The following is a 19,333-nucleotide window of genomic DNA, read 5'->3' as shown; positions in this document are numbered from 1 at the left end:
CATTCACGCTGCGCGACTCGCTGGAACTGCCGCTGTCTTAGCGGAAAAAGCGGCTTTGTAAAAGATAGTATGCGACGGTATACAAAATAAATCTCCGTCAGACAGTCCCGATCATCTGCATCTTGAGCCGGTGCATCAATGCATAACCCGCCAGCACCGCGCCCAACACGCCCAGATGTGCGGGCATCGGCGTGCCGTCGAACTGCTGGCCGATGGGAATGGCTATGGCCACGCTGCCCACCGTGGCGATGGCACCGGTCACGCTGGCGGCCATGCCGGCGATGGCCCCCATCGGAGCCATGGCGAGCGCGTTGAGATTGCCGAGCGTGAGCCCCGCCTGAAAGAACACCGATGTTTGCCAGATCACGAACACGCCGAATTGCGCTTCGGGCGGCAGGCCGATTTGCCAGAGTGCGATGGCAGCGAGCGAGAGCGCGATCTGTGCGGTGAGGGCGGCGCGCACCATCCGCTCCATCCCCAGACGCATGACAAGGCGCGAGTTGAGAAAGCTGCCGCTGCCCGCGATCAGGGCCATCAGGAAGAACCAGTAGGGGAAGCTCTCGGCGCGGTGGAACACCTCGTCAAAGATCGGTTGCACCATGCTGAGCGAGGTGAAGAGCGTGGTCATGCACAGCATCTGCACCGCGATGGCGGTGCGGGTGACGGGGTGGGCGAGCACCTCGCGCAGAGCGGCCCAGAGCGGCGCGGCGCGGAACGGGCGGCGGGCCGCGACGGCCAGAGGTTCCGGCAGGCGCAACACCATCCAGAGCGACAGGATGGTGGCAAAGACGATGAATGCCCCAAACACCCCGCGCCAGCCCGCCACGGCGATCACGCCCGCGCCCAGAAGAGGCGCCATGGCGGGGGTGAGGGCAAAGACCATCATCACGAAGGACATCAGCCGCGCCATGTCGCGCCCGGCGTAAAGGTCGCGGATGATCGCGATGGAGACGATGCGGAATGCCGCTGCCCCCATCCCTTGAATCGCGCGGGCGGCGAGCAGGGTCTCCAGGCTCGGTGCCACCATCGCAAGCGCCGCCCCCGCGATGTAGATCGCAGCCCCGCACAGGATCACCCGCTTGCGCCCGAAACTGTCCGAGAGCGGCCCCGACACGAAGGTGCCCAGGCCAAGCCCCAGCAGAAAGGCGGTGATGATCAGTTGCGCGCGGTTCGGAGCCTCGGGCGTGAGCGATCGGGCAATGTGCGGCAGGCCCGGCAGCATAGCGTCGATGGAAAAGGCCACGGTGGCGGCCATCATCGCCATCAGCGCGATGAATTCCGGCCGTTTGAGCGTGCGGGCAGGGGCGATCCGGCCGGTCATGCAGTGTCCTTTGTCGCGATGTGGAGCGGGCTTAGCACGGTGAATACTGCGTGACCAGATCATGCTTGCAAGTAGGTGACTAAATTAATAGGGAATGAATAGTCGATACCTGACAAAAGGAATCAGAAAATGAAACTCACAGTTATTACCTCTCTTGGCCTTGCGGCGTTGATCTCGGTTGGGGCAGGGGCGGGCACGGCGGATGAGGCCATCGAGGGACGCATGACCTATCAGCTTTTCGAGCACACAGTCGAGCATGCCGATCTGGCGGGTTGCCCATCCGAGTTCGACCCCGAGACGCAGTTCTGCCGCATGACGCTGGCCGATGAGCGCGCGCATGTCTTTGTGTTCGACCTGGAGGGGGATCAGCTTTTGCAGGCCGTCAAATCCTATGATCTTGCCGAGGGGCTGCCTGCGTTCTGACCGCTCTCACCGGGGCGGCGCGTCCTCATTCGCGGAGGTGCTGTCCCCGCTTTCAGACGCGGATGTGCCGCCGTTGGGCGCATCATTGTGATGTCCCAGTCGGGCGATCAGCCATTCGGTATGCTCCTCGCGCTTGCGCACCGCGAAAGAGCCGAATTGCTGGATCGCCACGGCGAAGATGCCAAGGCCCACAAGGATGAACACGGTGGTGCCGATCTTGCCCGCCACGGTGACCGGCACGAAGTTGCCATAGCCGACCGTCGAGAGCGTCACGACGGTGAAGAAATAGCTGTCGAGCCAGGACCAGCCTTCGACATGGCGAAAGAAAACCGTGCCGCCCGCAATGATCAGCGCGAGCATGGCCAGAAGGGTGAGGGCCTTCAAACGGTGCATCGCGGCTCTAGCCCCGGACGCTTTCGCCGATCTCGTCGATCACCTTGAGCCACATCTCGGTCGGCTGGCAGCCGGGCACCGCGTGCTGACCGGCGACGATGAAGGTGGGCACGCCGGAGATCCCCATCTGACGGAACTGCGCGTCGCGCGCCTTGATATCCTCGCGGTCGGCATCGGTCTGCAACAGGCGCAGGATCATCGCGCCGTCCATGCTGAGACTGTCGGCGATATCGGCGAGGGTTTCGTGATCGCCGATATCGCGACCCTCATCGAAATAGGCGTGAAAGAGCGCCATCGCCATACGGTCCTGGCACTCCTCAATGCCCGCCCAATGCAGCAGGCGATGCGCGTCGAGCGTGTTGGGCGTGCGCTTGATCGCGGCGAAGTCGATGGAGAGCCCCGCCGCCTCGGCGCGTTCGAGCACGGGCGCGTAGGCGCGCGCAGCACCCTCCTTGCCGCCAAACTTGCCCTCCAGATAGTCGCGCCGGTCCATGCCTTCGGCGGGCATGTCGGGGTTGAGCTGGAAGGGATGCCATTCGATCTGGAACGGATGGTCGGGACGCTGGGCAAGCGCCTGATCCAGAAGGGTCTTGCCGATATAGCACCAGGGGCAGATCGGGTCGGAAATGATATCAAGCTTGACCATGAAGGTCCTCGTAAATCGGCCGCAGGGCGCGGCGCAGGAGTTTGCCATTGGCCCCCGTGGGCAGGGTCGCCACATGGATATAGCCCCTCGGGGCCTTGTATCCCGCGAGACGCTCTCGCGCGAAGGCGTCGAGCGCCGCGGGGTCGAGCGGTTCGGGGCCAGTATAGAAGGCCATGATCACGCGTGCATCCTCTTTCACTTCGATGTCAGTGACCGCGACCTGGGTGATGCCGGGATGCGGGGTGAGGGCGGCCTCGACCTCTACGGGTGAGATGCGAAAGCCGCCTGCGTTCATCATGTCGTCGGCGCGGCCCATATAGGTGATCTGGCCGTCTTCGTCCATCGTGCCCTGATCGCCGGTCAGGAACCAGTCGCCGCTGAATTTCCCCGCCGTCGCCTCGGGCGCGCCGAGATAGCCGAGCATCAGGCCCGGGTCGGATTTGTGAATGGCGATGGTGCCTTCCTCGCCGGTCGTGACGGGGCCATCCGGGCCGAGGATTGCCACGCGCCGACCCTGTTGCGGGCGCCCCAACGTGCCGGGGGCGGCGGGGTGACCGGGGCTGCCCGAGATGAAGGTGGAACATTCGGACATGCCGTAAGCCTCAAAGACGGGCGTGCCGGTGGCGTCTTGCCAATGCTGGCGGATCGTCTCAGAGAGCTTTTCACCGGCGGCGAGGCCGTGGCGAAGGCGGGGCAGAGCAAACTTCATGTTTTTCTTGAATATCTTGCGGTAAACACCCGGAGCAGCAGCGAAAACTGTCGCGTCGTGGCGCTTGAGAAGAAGCGGCAACTGATCTGGCGTGACCTCGGGCGCGGGGATGAGCGCGGTCGCGCCCATGGCCCAAGGGTCCATCAATCCGGTGCCGAGCGTGAAGGTCCAGTTGAAGGCCCCGGCGTGGCAGAGCCGGTCTTCGCTGCGCAACCCGTACCAGCCGTCATACATCATCCGCCGCGCCCAGATGGCGCGATGCGCGTGCATGACTGCGCGCGGCGTGCCGGAGGTGCCGGAGGTGTAAATGATATAGGCCAGCCGGTCGGGATCACCCATGTCGTAGGTGGCAGGGGCCAAGTCGCGCATCGCTTCGAGTGCGGGGCCATCGAGGATCGGAATATCGGTCTCGGGGCAGGCGATCCCGCCCGTGCGCAGGATCAGGCGGGGCTGCGTCGTGGCGATGATCCCGGCTACCTCCGGCGCGGTCAGCTGGCTGGAGGTGGGGATCGGCACAAGGCCCACTGCGATCGCCCCGAGATAGGCGATCGGAAATTCCACCGTGTTGCCGAGCCGCATCAGCACCCGATCGCCGGGCTGCAACCCCGCGCGCAAGAGCCCGGTGCCGGTGCCGCGAATTGCGGCGTGCAGGCGGCCATAGCTCCAGCGTTCGGCCCCCGAGAGGCGCAGGATTGCGAGGGCGATCTTGTCGGGCTGTGCAGCGGCCCGTCCCATCACGTAGGCGGCGAGGTTGAAAGGTGCGGGGCAGGGGGCGCTTGGGCCCTGATCGAATACGGCTTTCATGCCGCCCCGATTAGGCAGGGCGCGCGCCAGTTGCAAGTGGTCCCGCGCCTGCCTATAGGGCTGTGCCATGACCGACCAGACCTCGCATCCCCTGATCCGCGTCGCGCGCGAGACCGGAGAGAGCGGCACGACCGAGCCGCTCGATCTGGGCGCGCGGGTGCGCGAGTTGCGCAAGGCGCGGGGCTGGACGCTGGAACAGGCCGCACGGCAGGCGGGCCTGGCGCGCTCGACGCTGTCGAAAATCGAGAACGGCCAGATGTCGCCCACCTATGAGGCGCTGAAGAAACTGGCGTTCGGGTTGGAGATTTCCGTGCCGCAGCTATTCACCCCGCCGACGCGCGAGCGCATCAACGGGCGCATGGCGCTGACCAGATCGGGCGAAGGGGCGCCTAAGGCGACGGCGACCTATGAGCATGAATTGCTGGCCGAGCATCTGAGCCAGAAACGCATGCTGCCCTACCGGGCGCGCATAAGGGCGCGCCGCATCGAGGAATTCGGCGGTTGGGTGCGCCATGACGGCGAGGAATTTCTCTATGTGCTGACCGGAGTGATCCGGCTTTACACCGAGTTCTACGAGCCGATCGAGATGCGCCGGGGCGACAGCGCCTATTACGACGCCACGATGGGGCATAATGTGGTCTCTGTCAGCGCCGAGGATGCGACGACCCTGTGGGTGACGTCGCTGAAAATCAGGGCGGAATGAGATTGCCCGGTCATGCCCGCGCCATGGGGGCAGTCGTGGCGCGCGGGCACGTACCGGGCAGTGGTGGAGCTTATTCCGCCGGGGCGGCGGGGACCGTCTCCGTGGTGGCACTGCCCGAGATGCTTTCCGGTGCCGTCGCCTCGGGATTGTTTTTCAGGCTGCCGTTCTCATCGATTGAGGATGGGGCGAGCATGCTGAGGGCGATCAAACCGCCGATCAGGGTCACGACGACCAACAAGGCGACCAGGCCGCCGTTCGAGGTTGAACTGCTTTCATAGCCTGGCGCGCCATAGCGATTGAGGTCTCGGTTGGCTTGGCGGTGTGCGTCATCATGCGGCGTATACATGGCTGTCTCCTTTCCTGAGATCACGCGTATAGCGTACGCCAAAGCTGTGCAGGCCGCGTTTCCCGGGCAAGTCGCGCTGCGATTTCGGCGGCGGGTTGCTATTTTACGCGGTTGCAGCATGCGGTTTGCCGCCGTCGGCGATTATCTGCGCTTTTGACGGGCCCATTCCGGCGGGAACGTGCCGGGGGTTTGGCCCTGTGCGGATGCCGCCGCTGGGTGCCCGACGAGGCGCGCGTGCCAAAGGTGCGGCGAATCGCCATCACGCAGGATCAGGGTGGTGTGCTGCGCAAACCGTCGGACTCGTCGTTCTGGATGGCGCATGGGGGCCGAACTGCGTAATTTACGGTCATTCGCAGGCATTTTATAAATTCAATAATATCAATATATTGAGGAAAAGTAAGCAAGTTTTCGCCTGCAATACGCGTAGTTTTCCGGCGAATTGCCTGACCTTTGGGAAGTTTCCGTTGGATCACGGTTTCGAGAATGCTACACACGTTTTGCTTATCGGCATGCCAAAGAAAGCAACACAGCTTTTGAGAATGTGGGCCGGCGCGGGGGAATTTTTGTGAAGCATCATTCGATCGACATTTCGGATTTCAATGCGGCTGATTTCAAGGCAGCCGTTGACTTGATACACAATGCGGAGACATTGCCGCAGGCCACGCACAGGACAAATATATACCTCGCCATCGGCAAACCTGTTTTCGATCTGGTTATCGCCCTGCTTCTGCTTCCGATCCTGATCACCTGCTGCATCGTGCTGGCAGTCCTTAACCCGTTTTTCAATCGTGGACCATTGTTTTACGTGCAGGCCCGCATGGGGCGCGATTGTACGGCGTTCAACGCGATCAAGTTTCGCACGATGACCCCGACGGACAAGGTGCTCCGCAGTGCCGGGGACCCGTTGGAACACGAAAGGATCACCCGGATGGGCCGGTTTCTGCGGCGGACCCGCATCGACGAACTGCCTCAGATATTCAACGTGCTGCGTGGCGACATGAGCTTTATCGGGCCGCGCCCGGATTACATTCATCACGCGCGCTACTATCTCAAGTCGGTGCCCGGCTATCGTGAGCGCCACTGCTTGCGCCCGGGGGTCAGCGGTCTGGCACAGATCGATCTCGGATATACCGAATGTCTTGAAGGCACCCGCAAGAAGGTTGAGCTTGACCTGTTCTACATCGAAACGGTCAACTTTCGGCGCGATCTCATGCTGGCCTGGAAAACCTTCCTCACCGTGATCCGCAGCCAGGGCTACTGAACGAAGCGACCCGGCCTCCTCCGGCAATTGGCTGGCGGAATTCGACGCGGTGCACGCGGCTTGAGCGAAAAGACGTAAATCTCCTGAACCACAGGCTTTTATCGGTTGATTTCGCGTGCGGTGCTGTCATTAAGTGCCGCTCGATGCTCAGGCATGGTCAGGACCGGACAAACCGCCGATGACTCTGGAACAAACTTTTGTGCTGCTCCTGCTTCTCGCGGTGTTCGTCAGCTTTATCAAGGAGATATACCCGCCCGAAGTGACGGCGCTCGGGGCGTCGGCGGTGCTGCTTGCGACCGGTATCATCGAGACGTCGGATTTCCTGACGGTGTTCAGTTCCTCTGCGCCGATCACCATTGCGATGATGTTCATCCTCTCGGCGGCGCTGGAACGCACGGGCGTGCTGGAATTGATTGCAGATGTCCTGCGCAAGCAGGCGCGCGGCTCTTTCCTGCGCACCATCGTGCTGATGATGTTCGGCACGATGATCGCCTCTGCCTTCATGAACAACACGCCGGTGGTGATCCTGCTCACGCCGGTGATCATCTCGCTGGCGGGATCGGTCGGGGCGACCCCGTCGCGTCTGCTCATTCCGCTGTCCTATGCGGCGATCTTCGGCGGCACGCTCACGCTGGTCGGCACCTCGACCAACATCCTGATGAGCGGGGTGGCGATGGATGCCGGGCAGCCGCCGCTGTCGATGTTCGAGATGACCTTGCCGGGGTTGGTGCTGTGCACGGTGGGTGTGCTCTACATGGTGTTTGCCGGGCGCTTCTTGCTGCCGGACCGGGCCTCGCTCGCCTCGGTTCTGGGGCAGGAGAGCAAGCGCAAGTTTCTCGCGCGCCTGCTGATCCCGCACGAGTCGAAATATATAGGCAAGACGCTCAAGGAATTGCCGTTCAACACTTCCGCCGCCCGGATTGTCGATGTGGTGCGTGGTGAGGTGTCGATGCGCCGACATTTGCAGGACATGCAGTTGATGGCGGGCGACCGGGTGGTCATCAAGACGGATACCGGTGAGATCCTCGGGCTCAAGGATAACGGTGAGGTGGAATTCCGCGACATGGATGACAGCGGCTTCGAACCGGTAACGGCGGATCGCACGATCACCATGGAGGCCAGCGTCGGGCCCAACTCGCACCTGCGCGGGCGGCCCATCAAGGACCTCAAGCTGCGCCGGAAATACGGCGTCTATCTGATGGCGGTGCATCGCCACGAACAGAACATCTCGCGCGATATCCAAGACACGCGGCTGCAATTTGCCGATACGCTGCTCCTCGAAGGACCGCCCGAAGGCCTGCAGCGGATGATGGAGGATGGCGGCATCGTCAACCTCACCGCCACCACCGAACGACCGGTGCGCCGCGAGAAGGCGCCACTGGCCATCGCGATCATCGCCGTGGTGATGGCGCTGGCCATCGCCGTGGTGATGGCGCTGGCCACCGCCGGGGTGATGCCGATAGCCGGACTTGCGGTGATCGGGGCTGTGGTGGTCATGGTGACGCGCTGCCTCGACCCGGACGAGGCGTTCGACGCGATCGACTGGCGCATCCTGTTCCTGATCTTCGGCATGCTGGGGATGAGCATGGGGATGGAGGCGACCGGCGCCGCGCGCGTTCTTGTAGATCATGCGGTGCATCTGGTGGGCGGGTTGGGGCCCTTGGCGGTGCTGGCGGCGATCTATGTGCTGACCTCGACCCTGACGGAGATGGTGTCGAACAATGCCGTGGCGGTTCTGGTCGGGCCGATTGCCATCGCCATCGCTGTGGAACTGGGCTTCGATCCGCGCCCCTTCATCATTGCAGTGATGTTCGCGGCTTCGGCCAGTTTTGCCACCCCGATCGGGTATCAGACCAACACCTTCGTCTACGGCGCGGGCGGCTACAAGTTCAAGGATTTCGTGGTCGTGGGGCTGCCGCTCAACCTGATCTTCGCCGCGGTCGCGGTGCTGGTCATCCCGCTGTTCTTCCCGTTCTGAGCTTGCCTGGCCGCTTTGTCACGCATTTGATCGGGGCGGCAATGGCCTATGCCGTCCCTGTAAACCGGAGACCCGTTCCCTGATGCAAACCGCCGTACCGCTGTCGCGTGATCTTGTCCTTGTGGGGGGCGGGCATGCGCATGCGCTGGTGCTGCGCATGTGGGGGATGGACCCGCTGCCCGGTGCGCGGCTGACGGTGATCGACCCGAACCCGGTCGCGCCCTATACCGGCATGCTGCCAGGGCTTGTGGCCGGGCATTACCGGCGCGAGGAACTGGAGATCGACCTCGTGAAGCTGGCGCGCTTTGCCGGTGCGCGACTGGTGGTGGGCGCGGCCACGCGGATCGACGCAGAGGCGCGGCGCATCACCGTCGCGGGGCGCGGCGAGATCGCCTATGACGTGGCCTCGGTCGATGTGGGCATCCATTCGGGCATGCCCGACCTGCCGGGCTTTGCCGATCACGGCGCGGCGGCCAAGCCCTTAGGCCCCTTCGCGCAGGCCTGGGCCGGGTTTGTGGCGCGGGTGGCGGCGGGCGAGACTGCGGCGCAGGCTGCGGTCATCGGTGGCGGCATCGCCGGGATCGAATTGGCGCTCGCGATGGCGCACCGGTTGCAGGGCGCGGGCGCACGGCCCGAGGTCACGCTGATCGAGCGCGAGGCCGAGATCGCGCCCGACGCGCCGGTCGCACGCGCCCGGCTGCGGGCGGCATTGCGGGCGTATGGTGTGCAGGTGCTGACCGGGGCGGAGGTGCGAGAGATCACCGAAAAGGGTGTCGAGATGGCGAGGGGCACCGCCATCCCGGCGGGCTTCGTCGCCGGGACGGCGGGCGCGCGGGCGCATCCATGGCTGGCCGGATCGGACCTGCTGGTGACCGATGCAGGATTTCTGCGGGTTGGCACTGACCTGCGGGTCGAGGGCCATGAGACGCTCTTTGCCGCCGGAGACTGCGCCCATCTCAGTCATGCCCCGCGCCCCAAGGCCGGGGTCTTTGCCGTGCGCGCGGCCCCGGTACTCCGCCACAACCTGCGCGCGGCGCTTTCGGGGGGTGATCTGCGCGCCTTTCACCCGCAGCGGCATTACCTCAAGCTGATTTCTCTGGGGCGCAAATCGGCGCTGGCCGAGAAGGCGGGCATGGCCTTTTCCGGGCCGCTGCTGTGGCGCTGGAAAGATCGGATCGACCGCAAGTTCATGGCGAGATTCGAGCCGCTGCCACAGATGTCGAAACCGGAAATCCCGCGCGTCAGAGCACTCAGCGAGGAGATGGCGCAAGAGCCGCTCTGCGGCGGCTGCGGTAGCAAGGTGGCCCCGGATGTGCTGTCGGGCATGCTGGCCGCGCAGGGCGGCGCGGCGCGTCCCGACATCCTGAGCGGGCCGGGCGATGATGCCGCTGTGCTCGACATCGGCGGCGTGCGACAGGTGCTGACCACGGACCATCTGCGCGGATTTAGCGAGGATCACGGGCTGATGGCGCGGATCGCGGCGGTGCATGCCCTGGGCGATATCTGGGCGATGGGTGCGCGCCCGCAGGCGGCGCTGGTGTCGATCACCCTGCCGCGCATGTCCGAGGCGCTTCAGGCCCGCAGCATGGAAGAGATCATGGCGCAGGCGGGCGACGCCCTGCGCGCGGCGGGGGCCGAAATCGTCGGCGGGCATTCCACGATGGGCGCGGAACTGAGCATCGGCTTTACCTTGACCGGGCTCCTGGAAGGGGAGGCTATCACCACTGCCGGGGCGCGCCCGAATGATGCGCTGATTCTGACGCGCCCCATCGGGTCGGGCACGCTCTTGGCCGCCGAGATGCGCGGACAGGCGCGCGGCGGCGATATTCGCGCGCTCTGGGAGGTGCTGGCCACCCCGCAGGGGGACGCGGCGGCGCTGCTGTCGGACGCGCATGCGATGACGGACGTGACGGGGTTCGGCCTTGCCGATCATCTCTGGGCGATCTGCCGGGCCTCACACTGTGGCGCGGTGCTCGATCCGGCGGCGATCCCGCTTTTCGCCGGGGCCGAGATGCTGGCGGCACAGGGTATCCGCTCGACCATCTGGGCGGCCAACCGCCGTGCAGCCCCGGTGACCGGGGCGGGCGAGGATGCGCGCGCCGCTCTGCTGCATGATCCGCAGACGGCAGGGGGGCTCTTGGCGGCAGTGGCACCTGAGATGGCCGAGGGCCGGCTGCGGGCCTTGCAGGCGGCGGGCCACGTGGCGGCGGTCATCGGGCATATCACCGAAGGACCGCCGCAGCTTGCTATCGCGCCGTCCCGATATCCGCCTGCGCCACCGCGACAGCCTTGATCACCAGATGAACCTCCGCGCCCGGACCGAGGTCGAGCGCCGCCGCTGCGCGACCGGTGATCCGCGCCAGAACCCGGCCCGCCTGAGTATCGACGGCGAGGAGCGCGCCGGGACCGGTGCCTTCTCGGAGGGTCTGCACGCGCCCGGGCAGGATGTTGAGCGCAGAGAGCCCCTCGGGGCGCCCGCGCGCCACGATCACGTCATGCGCGGCGATGCGCACGCGCAGGTCTGCGCCCTCGGGCCGGTCCACGCGCGGCAGCCAAAGGGCGACGCCGCCCGCATCGAGTTCGGTCAGCCCGTCGGCGTGATGCCGCACCACCCGCGCCGCCAGAACTGCCCCTGCCTCACGCGCACCAAGGGGCGTGATCGCGGGATCGCCCAGCACCTCTTCGGCGCGACCCTGCGCCACCACGCGGCCCGCATCGAGCGCCACGACCGTCGTGGCCAGCCGTGCCACCTCTGAGGCGGAATGACTGACATAGAGGATCGGAATGTCCACCTCGTCGCGCAGCCGCTCCAAGTAGGGCAGGATCTCGGCTTTGCGGGTTTCGTCGAGCGAGGCCAGAGGTTCATCCGCGAGGATCGTGCGCGGGGCCGACAGAAGCGCGCGACCGATGGCCACGCGCTGTTTCTCTCCACCCGAGAGCGCGCCGGGGCGACGTGCGAGCAGATCGCCGATGCCCAGCATCTCGACCACACGGGCCATATCCGCGGACCGCGCGCCTTTTGGGGCGAACCATTGCCCGTAACGCAGGTTCTGCCGCACGCTCAGATGCGGGAAAAGCCGCCCCTCCTGAAAGATATAGCCCAGCCTACGCCGATGCGGGGGCAGGTGAAGGCGCTGCGCGGTGTCACACAGCACCCGCTCGCCGATGGCAATCCGACCTGTGCCGGGCCGGAGCAACCCCGCCACCGCGTTGACGATGGTGGTCTTGCCGGAGCCCGAGCGACCAAAGAGCACCGTGATCCCCTTGGGGGCCTCGAACGCCACATCGAGGCTCAGCGCCCCGAGCGTATGGGACAGTCGCACCTCCAGCATCAGCGCCCGCCCACCCGGGCCGCGACGCGCCGCGCCATCCATTCGGAGAAGGCCAGCGCCGCGGCGGCCATCAGGATCGACAGCCCGGCCAGCCGCGCCGCCCGCGCCTCGCCGCCGGGGGTTTCCAGCAACAGGTCAATCGCCAGCGGGATGGTCTGGGTCTGGCCGGGGATGTTCGACACGAAGGTGATCGTGGCCCCGAACTCGCCCATGCCCTTGGCGAAGGTCAGCACCGTCCCGGCGATGATGCCCGGCGCGATCAGCGGCAGCGTCACGGTCAGGAAGACCCACGCCCCCGACGCCCCGAGCGTGGCCGCTGCCTGTTCCAGTTTCGGGTCCACCGCCTCGATCGAGAGGCGCACGGCGCGCACCATGAAGGGAAACGCCATGACACCCGCCGCCAGTGCCGCCCCCGTCCATCGAAAGGCGAAGGTGAACCCTAGGGTGCTGTCCAGAAACCCGCCGATGGGCCCCTTGATGCCGAAGGCCAGCAACAGCAGATAGCCGGTCACCACCGGCGGCATGATCAAGGGAAGATGTACCACCACATTCAGCACCTCGCGCCCCGGAAACCGCCAGCGGGCCAACGCATAGGCCACGCCCAGACCGAGCGGCAGGCTGAACAGCGAGGCCCAGAGCGCGACGCGCAGCGACAGGCGCACCGCCTCCCATTCCGCGGGGCTGAGCCAGTCCTGCATAGGTTACTCCGCAATCACCGCAAAGCCCTGCCGGGCGAACGCCGCGCGCGCCTCGGCCCCTTCCATGTACTCGAGCAAGGCCGCTTGCCCAGCCCCGTCGCGCCCGGCGATCCCGGCCACGGGATAGATGATCGGCGGGTGGGTCCCGGCCGGGAAGGTGCCGATGACCGACACTGAATCTTCGGCTGCGGCATCGGTGGCATAGACAATGCCATAAGGTGCCTCGCCAAGCGCCACGAGGGCGAGCGCCCCGCGCACGTTGTTGCTCTGCGCCACGCGGGGCGCGACCGCCTGCCATTGCCCGAGGTTTTCCAGCGCCGCCTTTCCGTAGATGCCCGCCGGGACCGCCTCGACCAGCGCCATAGCGAGACGTCTGTCGCCCAGCATCGCGGCAAGGTCCATGTCGGGGCCGATCTCGACCGGGGGGTGCTGCGCGTCATGCGCGATGAGAACGAGGGCGTTGCGCAACAGATCGCGCCGCGTGCCCTGCGCGATCAACTCATCGGCCTCAAGCGCGTCCATCCAGCCGGGATTGGCGGCGATGAACACATCCGCCGGGGCACCTTGCTGAATCTGGCGCGCCAAGGCCGAGGACCCGGCCAGCGAGATCGCAAGATCATGCCCCGTCGCGGCCTCGAACCCGGTCTCGATCTCGGCCATGGCATTGGTCAGGCTTGCGGCGGCAAAGACCGTGACGCTTTCGGCGCGCGCACCGGAAGGGGCAAGCGAGGCGAGGCCAAGAGCCAGCGACAGGATGGATGAGCGCAAGACCTGAGACCGCACGAAAATTCCCCTTAGATATGTCTCAGAAAACATATCGCCGATGCAAGCCGAGCGATCAAGCGTTATTTTCCATCAGACATATCGGCCAAAAGAGCACATAGCGCGCTGATCCGCGCCGAACCCGCCTCGGCGGTGATCTCCTGCAGCTTGCGGTAATGCATCAGCACCGTCTCGCCGGTGTCGGTCAGGGCCGCGCCGCCTCCCTTGGCCCCGCCGCGCGAGGAGGTCACAACGGGCGCCCGAAACGCCGTATTCATGGTTTCGACAAGGCTCCATGCGCGCTTGTAGCTCATCCCCATGCGTCGTCCGGCGGCAGCGATGGAGCCGGTCTCGCGGATGCCTTCGAGCAGGTCCGCCTTTCCCGGGCCCAGCATCGCATCCTCGCCGAACACGATCCTGAGGCGCAGGCGGGGGGCCGTGGCCCCGGTATCGCGATCCTCGCTCATGCCGCTTTATGCCCTGGCTGCGTTCTGTCTTGCAAGACATATCGCGGGGCGGGATGGCCCGCAAAGCCCCTTGCACTCGGGCGCGGGGCGGCGCATGGAGCGGGGATGAATGCCACCAAACTTGCCCCCTGATCATGCCGGTCACGCTCGACAGCCTCAAAGCGCTTGCCGCGCTGCCGTTTGACGAGATCATCGACGTGCGCTCGCCGTCGGAATTCGCAGAGGATCATATACCCGGCGCGATCAACCTGCCGGTGCTCTCGGACACTGAGCGCGCCCGCGTCGGCACGATCTACGTGCAGGAGGATAAGTTCCTCGCGCGCAAGATCGGGGCCGCGCTGGTGGCGCGCAATGCCGCCGCGCATATCGAGGGGCCGCTGGCGGATCGCGGCGGCGGGTGGCGGCCGCTGGTTTATTGCTGGCGCGGCGGGCAGCGGTCTGGGTCGTTCACCGTGATCCTCAAGCAGATCGGCTGGCAGGCGGAGACCGTGGCGGGTGGTTATCGGAGTTATCGCCGTTTGGTGTCCGAGATGCTTTATGACCACGAGTTTCCGGCCCGCGTGGTGCTGATCGACGGCGGCACCGGCACCGCCAAGACGCGGCTTCTGGCCCATATTGCGGCGCAGGGCGGTCAGGTTCTGGACCTGGAGGAGATGGCGGCGCATCGTGGCTCGGTCTTCGGGCAGGTTGCGGGTGGCCAACCCTCGCAAAAGGCGTTCGAAAGCGCCCTTGCGGAACAGATTGCGGTGCTCGATCCCGCGCGTCCGGTTTTTGTCGAGGCCGAAAGCACTCGAATCGGACGTGTCAACCTGCCGCCCGCGCTCGCCCGTGCCATGAAGGCCGCAGAGGTGATCCGCCTCACCGCGCCAATGGCGGCGCGGGTTGCGCATCTGATCGCCGACTATGCCGATCTGGTGGCGGACCCGAACAAGCTCGATACGATTCTCGGGCGGCTGGTCCGCTATCATGGGCATGAGCAGGTGGCAGAGTGGCGGGCCATGGCGGGCGAGGGCGCGCTTGCGGATCTGGTCGCGGACCTGATCGCGCGGCATTACGACCCGCGCTACCGTCGCATGACGCAACGGGCTGTGTGTGCAATCCATGATCTTCCCGATCTGACCGACGTCACCCTGGCCGCTGTGGCACGAGAGGTGATGGCGTCTGATCAGGCCCGGCGGGATCGTTGAAATCGCGCTGGACAGGGTCGAACGGCGGTGGCAGAATTTGATCAAATTTACCGAACCTGTCGGAGGCTCCCATGAAAGACGACAACTTCCTGCGTGAAATGAACGCGCGCCATCTGTGGCACCCGATGGGCCATCCCGGTGAGCAGAAGGCCAACGCACCCAAGATCATCAAGGGGGCAGAAGGCGTGCGGATCACCGATATCGACGGGCATGATCCGGTCGATGCGGTGGGTGGGCTGTGGTGCGTCAACCTTGGGTATTCCAATGACGCGGTGAAACAGGCGATCTCCGATCAGCTTTGGCAGTTGCCCTATTATTCGGCCTTTGCCGGCACAACCAACCCGGCAGCGATCGAGGCGTCCTATGCGGTGCAGGAATTCTTTGCCGAGGACGGGATGACGCGCGTCTTTTTCACCTCTGGTGGGTCGGATAGCGTGGACACGGCGCTGCGCATGGCGCGGCAGTATCACCGCCTGCGGGGCGAGCCGACGCGCACCAAGTTCCTGAGCCTGAAAAAGGGCTATCATGGCACCCATTGGGGCGGTGCGTCGGTCAATGGCAACAACCGGTTCCGGATCACCTATGAGCCGCTCTTGCCGGGTTGTTTCCACCTGCCCAGCCCCTATACCTACCGCAACCCGTTCGACGAGACCGATGGGGCCAAGCTATCGCAAAAGATCGCCGCCGCCATGGTGGATGAGATCGAGTTCCAGGATCCCTCGACCATTGCCGCCTTTATCATGGAGCCCATTCAGGGCGCTGGCGGTGTGATCGTGCCGGATGCCTCCTTCATGAAGCACATGCGCGAGATTTGCGACCGCTACGGTATCCTGTTGATCTCGGACGAGGTGATCACTGGCTTTGGCCGCACCGGCGACTGGACCGGCGCGCGGCATTGGGATGTGCAGCCGGACATGATGACCATCGCCAAGGGCATCACCTCGGGCTATTTCCCCGTGGGCGGCGTCCTGCTGGGCGACAAGGTGGCGGATGTGTTCGAGAACGCGGGCCCGGAGGGCAGCATCTGGACCGGCTACACCTATTCGGCGCATCCCGTGGGGGCGGCGGCAGTGGTGGCCTGCCTCTCGGAGACGCTGCGGCTCGATACCAAGACCAACGCAGCGGCGCGCGGCACGCAGCTTTACGAGGGCGTCTGCAAGCTGGCCGAGAAACATGACATCATCGGCGATGTCCGGGGAGGGCATGGCCTCATGACGGGGATCGAACTGGTCAGCGACCGGGCGAAAAAGACGCCGATGGATGCCGAGACCATGAAACGGGTGCATCAGGCGACCTATGAGGCGGGGGCGATGGTTCGCCTTGGCGCGCATAACGTGCTGATGTCGCCGCCGCTGGTGATTTCGGAGGCGGAGGTCGACGTGATCCTGTCAGCGCTCGACGCAGGCTTTGCGGCGGCCTGATCCGGTTTGACGAACTCAGGCGCGCGGGGCGAAGGTGACCGCGCGCCACAGGTCGAGCGCGGCGCGGGTCTCGGCCACGTCATGGACGCGCAGGATCTGCACGCTCTGCGCCACGCCACCAAGCGCCACGGCGAGCGATCCGGGAATGCGCTCGGACGCCTGCGGCGCGTTGCTGATATCGCCGATGAAGCGCTTGCGCGACGCCCCCAGAAGCACCGGGCAGCCTAACCCGTGAAACAGCGACAAGTTTTGCAGCAGGCGCAGATTATGTGCCTGCGTCTTGCCGAAGCCGATGCCGGGATCGACCACGATTCGCCCGCGCGGGATGCCGAGGGCGATGAGCGTCTCGACCCGCTGCCCGAGCCAGTCATAGACATCGAGCAGGACATCGTCATAGCGCGGATTGCGCTGCATGGTCTCGGGGCTGCCTTGCGCGTGCATGACGCAGACCGGCAGGGCGTGCTGCGACGCATAAGGCGCAAGGGCGGGATCGAAGGTGAAGCCCGCCACGTCGTTGATGAGGTTCGCGCCCACGCGCACGGCCTCTTGCGCCACGGGGGTCTTGCGGGTGTCGATGGAGATCGGCGTCGCGATCTCGGCGCGAATGGCGGCGATCACCGGCGCGGTGCGGCGAATTTCGTCGTCGATCTGGACTGGGGCGGCGCCGGGGCGGGTGGATTCGCCACCCACATCGAGGATCGCAGCCCCGGCGCGCGTCATGGCATGGGCGTGGGCCAATGCCTGCGCGGGATCGAAATGCTGGCCGCCATCGGAAAAGCTGTCGGGGGTGACGTTGAGGATGCCCATGATCTGCGGCTCGGTCATGTCGAGCGAAGCGATCGGTGGGCGGGGTGCCGTAAGACGGGTCATCGCGTCGTCGGGCAGGTCGCGGGCGGGCATCAGGTGCGGGGCGGCGTCGCGCGTCAGCACCTCGACCGTGTCGAACCAGCACCAGCCGCCCGCGAGTGCAAATGCGCCCTCGGGACGGGCAGGGTCGGTGCGGGGGATGGGGCGGTAATAGCGCATCACAGGCCGGAGCGGGCGATGTCCTGAATGAGCACCGGCACGTCGCAGGACGACGGCGGGGCCTCGCCGATGAGCAGCAGGTCGGACGCCTCGATATGCCCGGCGAACCACGCGGCAAGATCGACCGGCTTGTCGGGGCCCACGGTCGGCCCGTCCACCGCGTCGAGCACGATCTTGGAGGGGGCCCAGACGCTGATCTGGCCGTTCTTCATGGCCCAGTCGAGTTCGGTGCGGGTGGCGACCACGACGCAGCGGTCATCGCGCCCGGCCAGAACCCAGGCGTTCTGTTCCATCGCCAGCAGGTCAACCCGGCGCTGTGTCATGCGGTGGCCGGTCTTGGGGCTGTCCACCTCGGGGCGACCGACGCAGAGGATCACCGGCTCGGCGCGCGCCTCGAGCTGATCGAGCCAGCGCGGCAGGTTGGGTGAGCGCACCGCCGTGTTGGTCAGGAACACCACATGCGGATGTGGTGCTGTGTCGTGATGCGGGCTGGCGGGTTTGGTGGCCAGATCATCGACCGAGCGGACAATCTCGACCCCGAGCGCGCCGGGGCCGCGGTCGAGTTTCTCGATGCGCACGAAGGTGCGGACCGCCTGCGGCTCCCACAGGATGCGTTCGGCGATGCGTTCTGCCAGCGTTTCCAGCAGGTTGAGCCGTTCCTCGGCCAACTCGGCGGTGATCGCCTCGGTCACCTTGTCATAGGACAGGATGCGGTCGACATCGTCGTCGAGCGTCCCGGTCATCGCGCGTACCTCGACCACCACGTTGAAGCAAATGCGCTGCGTGGTACCGCGCTCGGCCTGGAATGCCCCGATCTCCACCGCGACGATATGGTCGCGCACGGAAATGCGATCGAGCGGGCCGTCGGGGGCCGTGGCCGAGGCGCGGGCTGCGGGATGCTCGAAGGCGAGGCGGATTTCGTTGGTCATCGGTTTCGGTGCCTCTGCTTTTCTCGCATCGGGCTTAGCATGGCCGCGTGTCGCGGTGAAAGGGTGAATGCGACAGGGTGGGGTGGGTTGGCGGCAAGCGCAGCGATTCGATGGTTAACGGCCTTGCCCTGCAGGACATGCGGCATCTGCATCGCGGCGGTATCACGTCGGTATCGCGTCGGTGCGGGGCGGATAAGGGGGAGGGTTAATGCGGCGGGCGATGCGCAACGGCGCAAGATGTGGGACGGGGGGAGAGGGGGGGGCTGGCTCCGGTCCGAAGCGGACCCAATGCGAAACCGCGGGGCTGGTGATCGCGGACCTTCATGCCGGAACAGTTGAGTGAGCGGTATGTGGGGCGTAGCTGCTGTCTAGCTTTCTTGCGCTAATGACCGCTTTGAGTAATTCTGCTGAAATGATCAAAGATAGATACGGCCGAGATATCTTCCCGGAAAACTCAATCACAGTTTTTGATACCGCTCTAAATTATGAGTCAGAGCTGTTCGAAGACACGGTGGGGCTTAAGTTGCGCGATTTCGATCGTGGTCGATATGCCTCAGCCTATGAAGTCGATGTCGGTGCTGGCGCAGATTGGCCGACAGTTGCATATGAGGTCTTGAGCAGCGTTGTGCCGTTTTCTGCGGTTGCAGCGACCTTCTTTCTCGGAGAACGTATTGAAAAGTCCGCCCTAGCTTGGAAGCGTATGGCTACCACCTTATTGTCGTGTATCCCAAAGCGCGGATTTACGGATGCCAACGGAGCCGCTTTGCTCGCCCTTGAGAAAACGTTTCAGCATACCGAAAGCTCAGATGTTAGATTGCTTGCCTATACTTGGACTGAGCTGCCCCCCGAAATTCGGACACTGACATAAGCTACGATTTGCAGTCTGCTGATCTTCGACGAGAAGGAGATCAGAGATGTCGAAACGCA

The 19,333-nt window shown here is 65.1% G+C and carries 19 protein-coding genes; 8 read left to right on the top strand and 11 right to left on the bottom strand.

The window, feature by feature from the left end; translation table 11 throughout:
- Positions 1-97: 97 nt before the first annotated feature.
- Entirely contained in the window at positions 98-1,321 is a 1,224-nt protein-coding gene (locus tag ACSSV4_RS15670; RefSeq protein ID WP_454276032.1) for an MFS transporter, read from the bottom strand.
- 129 nt (positions 1,322-1,450) lie between these two features.
- Between ACSSV4_RS15670 and ACSSV4_RS15665 the strand changes: the two genes are divergently transcribed.
- On the top strand, positions 1,451-1,744 hold the full coding sequence (locus ACSSV4_RS15665) for a hypothetical protein (protein ID WP_454276031.1): 294 nt from the start codon (positions 1,451-1,453) through the stop codon (positions 1,742-1,744).
- A gap of 6 nt (positions 1,745-1,750) precedes the next feature.
- Here the strand turns inward: ACSSV4_RS15665 and ACSSV4_RS15660 are convergent, their stop codons facing one another.
- Genes ACSSV4_RS15660 through ACSSV4_RS15650 form a run of 3 tightly spaced genes read right to left on the bottom strand, consistent with a single transcriptional unit; the run spans position 1,751 to position 4,296 of the window.
- A complete protein-coding gene (locus ACSSV4_RS15660; RefSeq protein ID WP_454276030.1) occupies positions 1,751-2,137 on the bottom strand; it encodes a potassium channel family protein in 387 nt (128 codons plus the stop codon).
- Positions 2,138-2,144: 7 nt separating this feature from the next.
- Positions 2,145-2,783, bottom strand: a complete 639-nt coding sequence (locus ACSSV4_RS15655; RefSeq protein ID WP_454276029.1) for a DsbA family oxidoreductase — start codon at positions 2,781-2,783, stop codon at positions 2,145-2,147.
- Entirely contained in the window at positions 2,770-4,296 is a 1,527-nt protein-coding gene (locus ACSSV4_RS15650; RefSeq protein WP_454276028.1) for a class I adenylate-forming enzyme family protein, read from the bottom strand. Before ACSSV4_RS15650 ends, ACSSV4_RS15655 begins: the two co-directional genes overlap by 14 nt.
- A 67-nt stretch (positions 4,297-4,363) precedes the next feature.
- Here ACSSV4_RS15650 and ACSSV4_RS15645 point away from each other — a divergent pair, with 67 nt between their 5' ends.
- The gene (locus tag ACSSV4_RS15645) at positions 4,364-4,999 is read left to right on the top strand and encodes a helix-turn-helix domain-containing protein (RefSeq protein ID WP_454276027.1); all 636 of its coding nucleotides are present in this window, start codon (positions 4,364-4,366) and stop codon (positions 4,997-4,999) included.
- Between the two features lie 70 nt (positions 5,000-5,069).
- Here the strand turns inward: ACSSV4_RS15645 and ACSSV4_RS15640 are convergent, their stop codons facing one another.
- Positions 5,070-5,345, bottom strand: a complete 276-nt coding sequence (locus ACSSV4_RS15640) for a hypothetical protein (RefSeq protein WP_454276026.1) — start codon at positions 5,343-5,345, stop codon at positions 5,070-5,072.
- Positions 5,346-5,784: 439 nt separating this feature from the next.
- Between ACSSV4_RS15640 and ACSSV4_RS15635 the strand changes: the two genes are divergently transcribed.
- The 3 genes from ACSSV4_RS15635 to selD all read left to right on the top strand — a co-directional run bounded on the left by ACSSV4_RS15635 (position 5,785) and on the right by selD (position 10,877).
- Positions 5,785-6,606 (top strand): sugar transferase, encoded by an 822-nt coding sequence (locus tag ACSSV4_RS15635; protein ID WP_454276025.1) that lies wholly within the window; start codon positions 5,785-5,787, stop codon positions 6,604-6,606.
- 178 nt (positions 6,607-6,784) lie between these two features.
- Complete coding sequence (locus tag ACSSV4_RS15630) at positions 6,785-8,584, top strand: SLC13 family permease (RefSeq protein WP_454276024.1); 1,800 nt, start codon at positions 6,785-6,787, stop codon at positions 8,582-8,584.
- Between the two features lie 82 nt (positions 8,585-8,666).
- Complete coding sequence (gene selD, locus ACSSV4_RS15625; protein ID WP_454276023.1) at positions 8,667-10,877, top strand: selenide, water dikinase SelD; 2,211 nt, start codon at positions 8,667-8,669, stop codon at positions 10,875-10,877.
- Here selD and modC read toward each other — a convergent pair.
- The 4 genes from modC to ACSSV4_RS15605 form a co-directional block, all read right to left on the bottom strand.
- Entirely contained in the window at positions 10,831-11,916 is a 1,086-nt protein-coding gene (gene modC, locus ACSSV4_RS15620; protein ID WP_454276022.1) for a molybdenum ABC transporter ATP-binding protein, read from the bottom strand. The genes selD and modC overlap by 47 nt on opposite strands.
- On the bottom strand, positions 11,916-12,614 hold the full coding sequence (modB, locus tag ACSSV4_RS15615) for a molybdate ABC transporter permease subunit (RefSeq protein ID WP_454276021.1): 699 nt from the start codon (positions 12,612-12,614) through the stop codon (positions 11,916-11,918). The genes modC and modB overlap by 1 nt, the downstream gene beginning before the upstream one ends.
- 3 nt (positions 12,615-12,617) lie before the next feature.
- Positions 12,618-13,397 (bottom strand): molybdate ABC transporter substrate-binding protein, encoded by a 780-nt coding sequence (gene modA / locus ACSSV4_RS15610; RefSeq protein WP_454276020.1) that lies wholly within the window; start codon positions 13,395-13,397, stop codon positions 12,618-12,620.
- Positions 13,398-13,459: 62 nt separating this feature from the next.
- Positions 13,460-13,843 (bottom strand): winged helix-turn-helix domain-containing protein, encoded by a 384-nt coding sequence (locus tag ACSSV4_RS15605; RefSeq protein WP_454276019.1) that lies wholly within the window; start codon positions 13,841-13,843, stop codon positions 13,460-13,462.
- A gap of 134 nt (positions 13,844-13,977) precedes the next feature.
- Here ACSSV4_RS15605 and mnmH point away from each other — a divergent pair, with 134 nt between their 5' ends.
- On the top strand, positions 13,978-15,030 hold the full coding sequence (mnmH, locus tag ACSSV4_RS15600) for a tRNA 2-selenouridine(34) synthase MnmH (protein WP_454276018.1): 1,053 nt from the start codon (positions 13,978-13,980) through the stop codon (positions 15,028-15,030).
- A gap of 71 nt (positions 15,031-15,101) precedes the next feature.
- Complete coding sequence (locus ACSSV4_RS15595) at positions 15,102-16,451, top strand: aminotransferase class III-fold pyridoxal phosphate-dependent enzyme (protein ID WP_454276017.1); 1,350 nt, start codon at positions 15,102-15,104, stop codon at positions 16,449-16,451.
- A 15-nt stretch (positions 16,452-16,466) separates the two neighbouring features.
- On the opposite strand, the gene folP is transcribed toward ACSSV4_RS15595, so the two are convergent.
- Positions 16,467-17,477, bottom strand: coding sequence for a dihydropteroate synthase (gene folP, locus ACSSV4_RS15590; RefSeq protein WP_454276016.1), 1,011 nt, complete (start codon positions 17,475-17,477; stop codon positions 16,467-16,469).
- Positions 17,477-18,406 carry a dihydroneopterin aldolase gene (locus ACSSV4_RS15585; RefSeq protein ID WP_454276015.1) on the bottom strand — a complete coding sequence of 310 codons (930 nt, stop codon included), beginning with the start codon at positions 18,404-18,406 and terminating at the stop codon, positions 17,477-17,479. Before ACSSV4_RS15585 ends, folP begins: the two co-directional genes overlap by 1 nt.
- Before the next feature lie 412 nt (positions 18,407-18,818).
- On the opposite strand from ACSSV4_RS15585, the gene ACSSV4_RS15580 reads away from it, so the two are divergent.
- A complete protein-coding gene (locus tag ACSSV4_RS15580) occupies positions 18,819-19,274 on the top strand; it encodes a hypothetical protein (protein ID WP_454276014.1) in 456 nt (151 codons plus the stop codon).
- The last annotated feature ends 59 nt before the right edge of the window (positions 19,275-19,333 follow it).

This window comes from Roseovarius sp. MBR-154 (genome assembly GCF_053628595.1).
Note: the sequence above shows the minus strand (reverse complement) of the source record. Positions and strands in the feature narration are given on the sequence as shown.

Bases quoted from the DNA above. Each gene is read 5' to 3' on its own strand.
- ACSSV4_RS15640 (WP_454276026.1), bottom strand. From the start codon at position 5,345: ATGTATACGCCGCATGATGACGCACACCGCCAAGCCAACCGAGACCTC.
- folP (WP_454276016.1), bottom strand. From the start codon at position 17,477: ATGCGCTATTACCGCCCCATCCCCCGCACCGACCCTGCCCGTCCCGAG.
- ACSSV4_RS15605 (WP_454276019.1), bottom strand. From the start codon at position 13,843: ATGAGCGAGGATCGCGATACCGGGGCCACGGCCCCCCGCCTGCGCCTC.
- mnmH (WP_454276018.1), top strand. From the start codon at position 13,978: ATGCCGGTCACGCTCGACAGCCTCAAAGCGCTTGCCGCGCTGCCGTTT.
- ACSSV4_RS15665 (WP_454276031.1), top strand. From the start codon at position 1,451: ATGAAACTCACAGTTATTACCTCTCTTGGCCTTGCGGCGTTGATCTCG.
- ACSSV4_RS15655 (WP_454276029.1), bottom strand. From the start codon at position 2,783: ATGGTCAAGCTTGATATCATTTCCGACCCGATCTGCCCCTGGTGCTAT.
- selD (WP_454276023.1), top strand. From the start codon at position 8,667: ATGCAAACCGCCGTACCGCTGTCGCGTGATCTTGTCCTTGTGGGGGGC.
- ACSSV4_RS15645 (WP_454276027.1), top strand. From the start codon at position 4,364: ATGACCGACCAGACCTCGCATCCCCTGATCCGCGTCGCGCGCGAGACC.
- ACSSV4_RS15670 (WP_454276032.1), bottom strand. From the start codon at position 1,321: ATGACCGGCCGGATCGCCCCTGCCCGCACGCTCAAACGGCCGGAATTC.
- ACSSV4_RS15660 (WP_454276030.1), bottom strand. From the start codon at position 2,137: ATGCACCGTTTGAAGGCCCTCACCCTTCTGGCCATGCTCGCGCTGATC.
- modC (WP_454276022.1), bottom strand. From the start codon at position 11,916: ATGCTGGAGGTGCGACTGTCCCATACGCTCGGGGCGCTGAGCCTCGAT.
- ACSSV4_RS15595 (WP_454276017.1), top strand. From the start codon at position 15,102: ATGAAAGACGACAACTTCCTGCGTGAAATGAACGCGCGCCATCTGTGG.
- ACSSV4_RS15650 (WP_454276028.1), bottom strand. From the start codon at position 4,296: ATGAAAGCCGTATTCGATCAGGGCCCAAGCGCCCCCTGCCCCGCACCT.
- ACSSV4_RS15630 (WP_454276024.1), top strand. From the start codon at position 6,785: ATGACTCTGGAACAAACTTTTGTGCTGCTCCTGCTTCTCGCGGTGTTC.
- modB (WP_454276021.1), bottom strand. From the start codon at position 12,614: ATGCAGGACTGGCTCAGCCCCGCGGAATGGGAGGCGGTGCGCCTGTCG.
- ACSSV4_RS15580 (WP_454276014.1), top strand. From the start codon at position 18,819: ATGATCAAAGATAGATACGGCCGAGATATCTTCCCGGAAAACTCAATC.
- ACSSV4_RS15585 (WP_454276015.1), bottom strand. From the start codon at position 18,406: ATGACCAACGAAATCCGCCTCGCCTTCGAGCATCCCGCAGCCCGCGCC.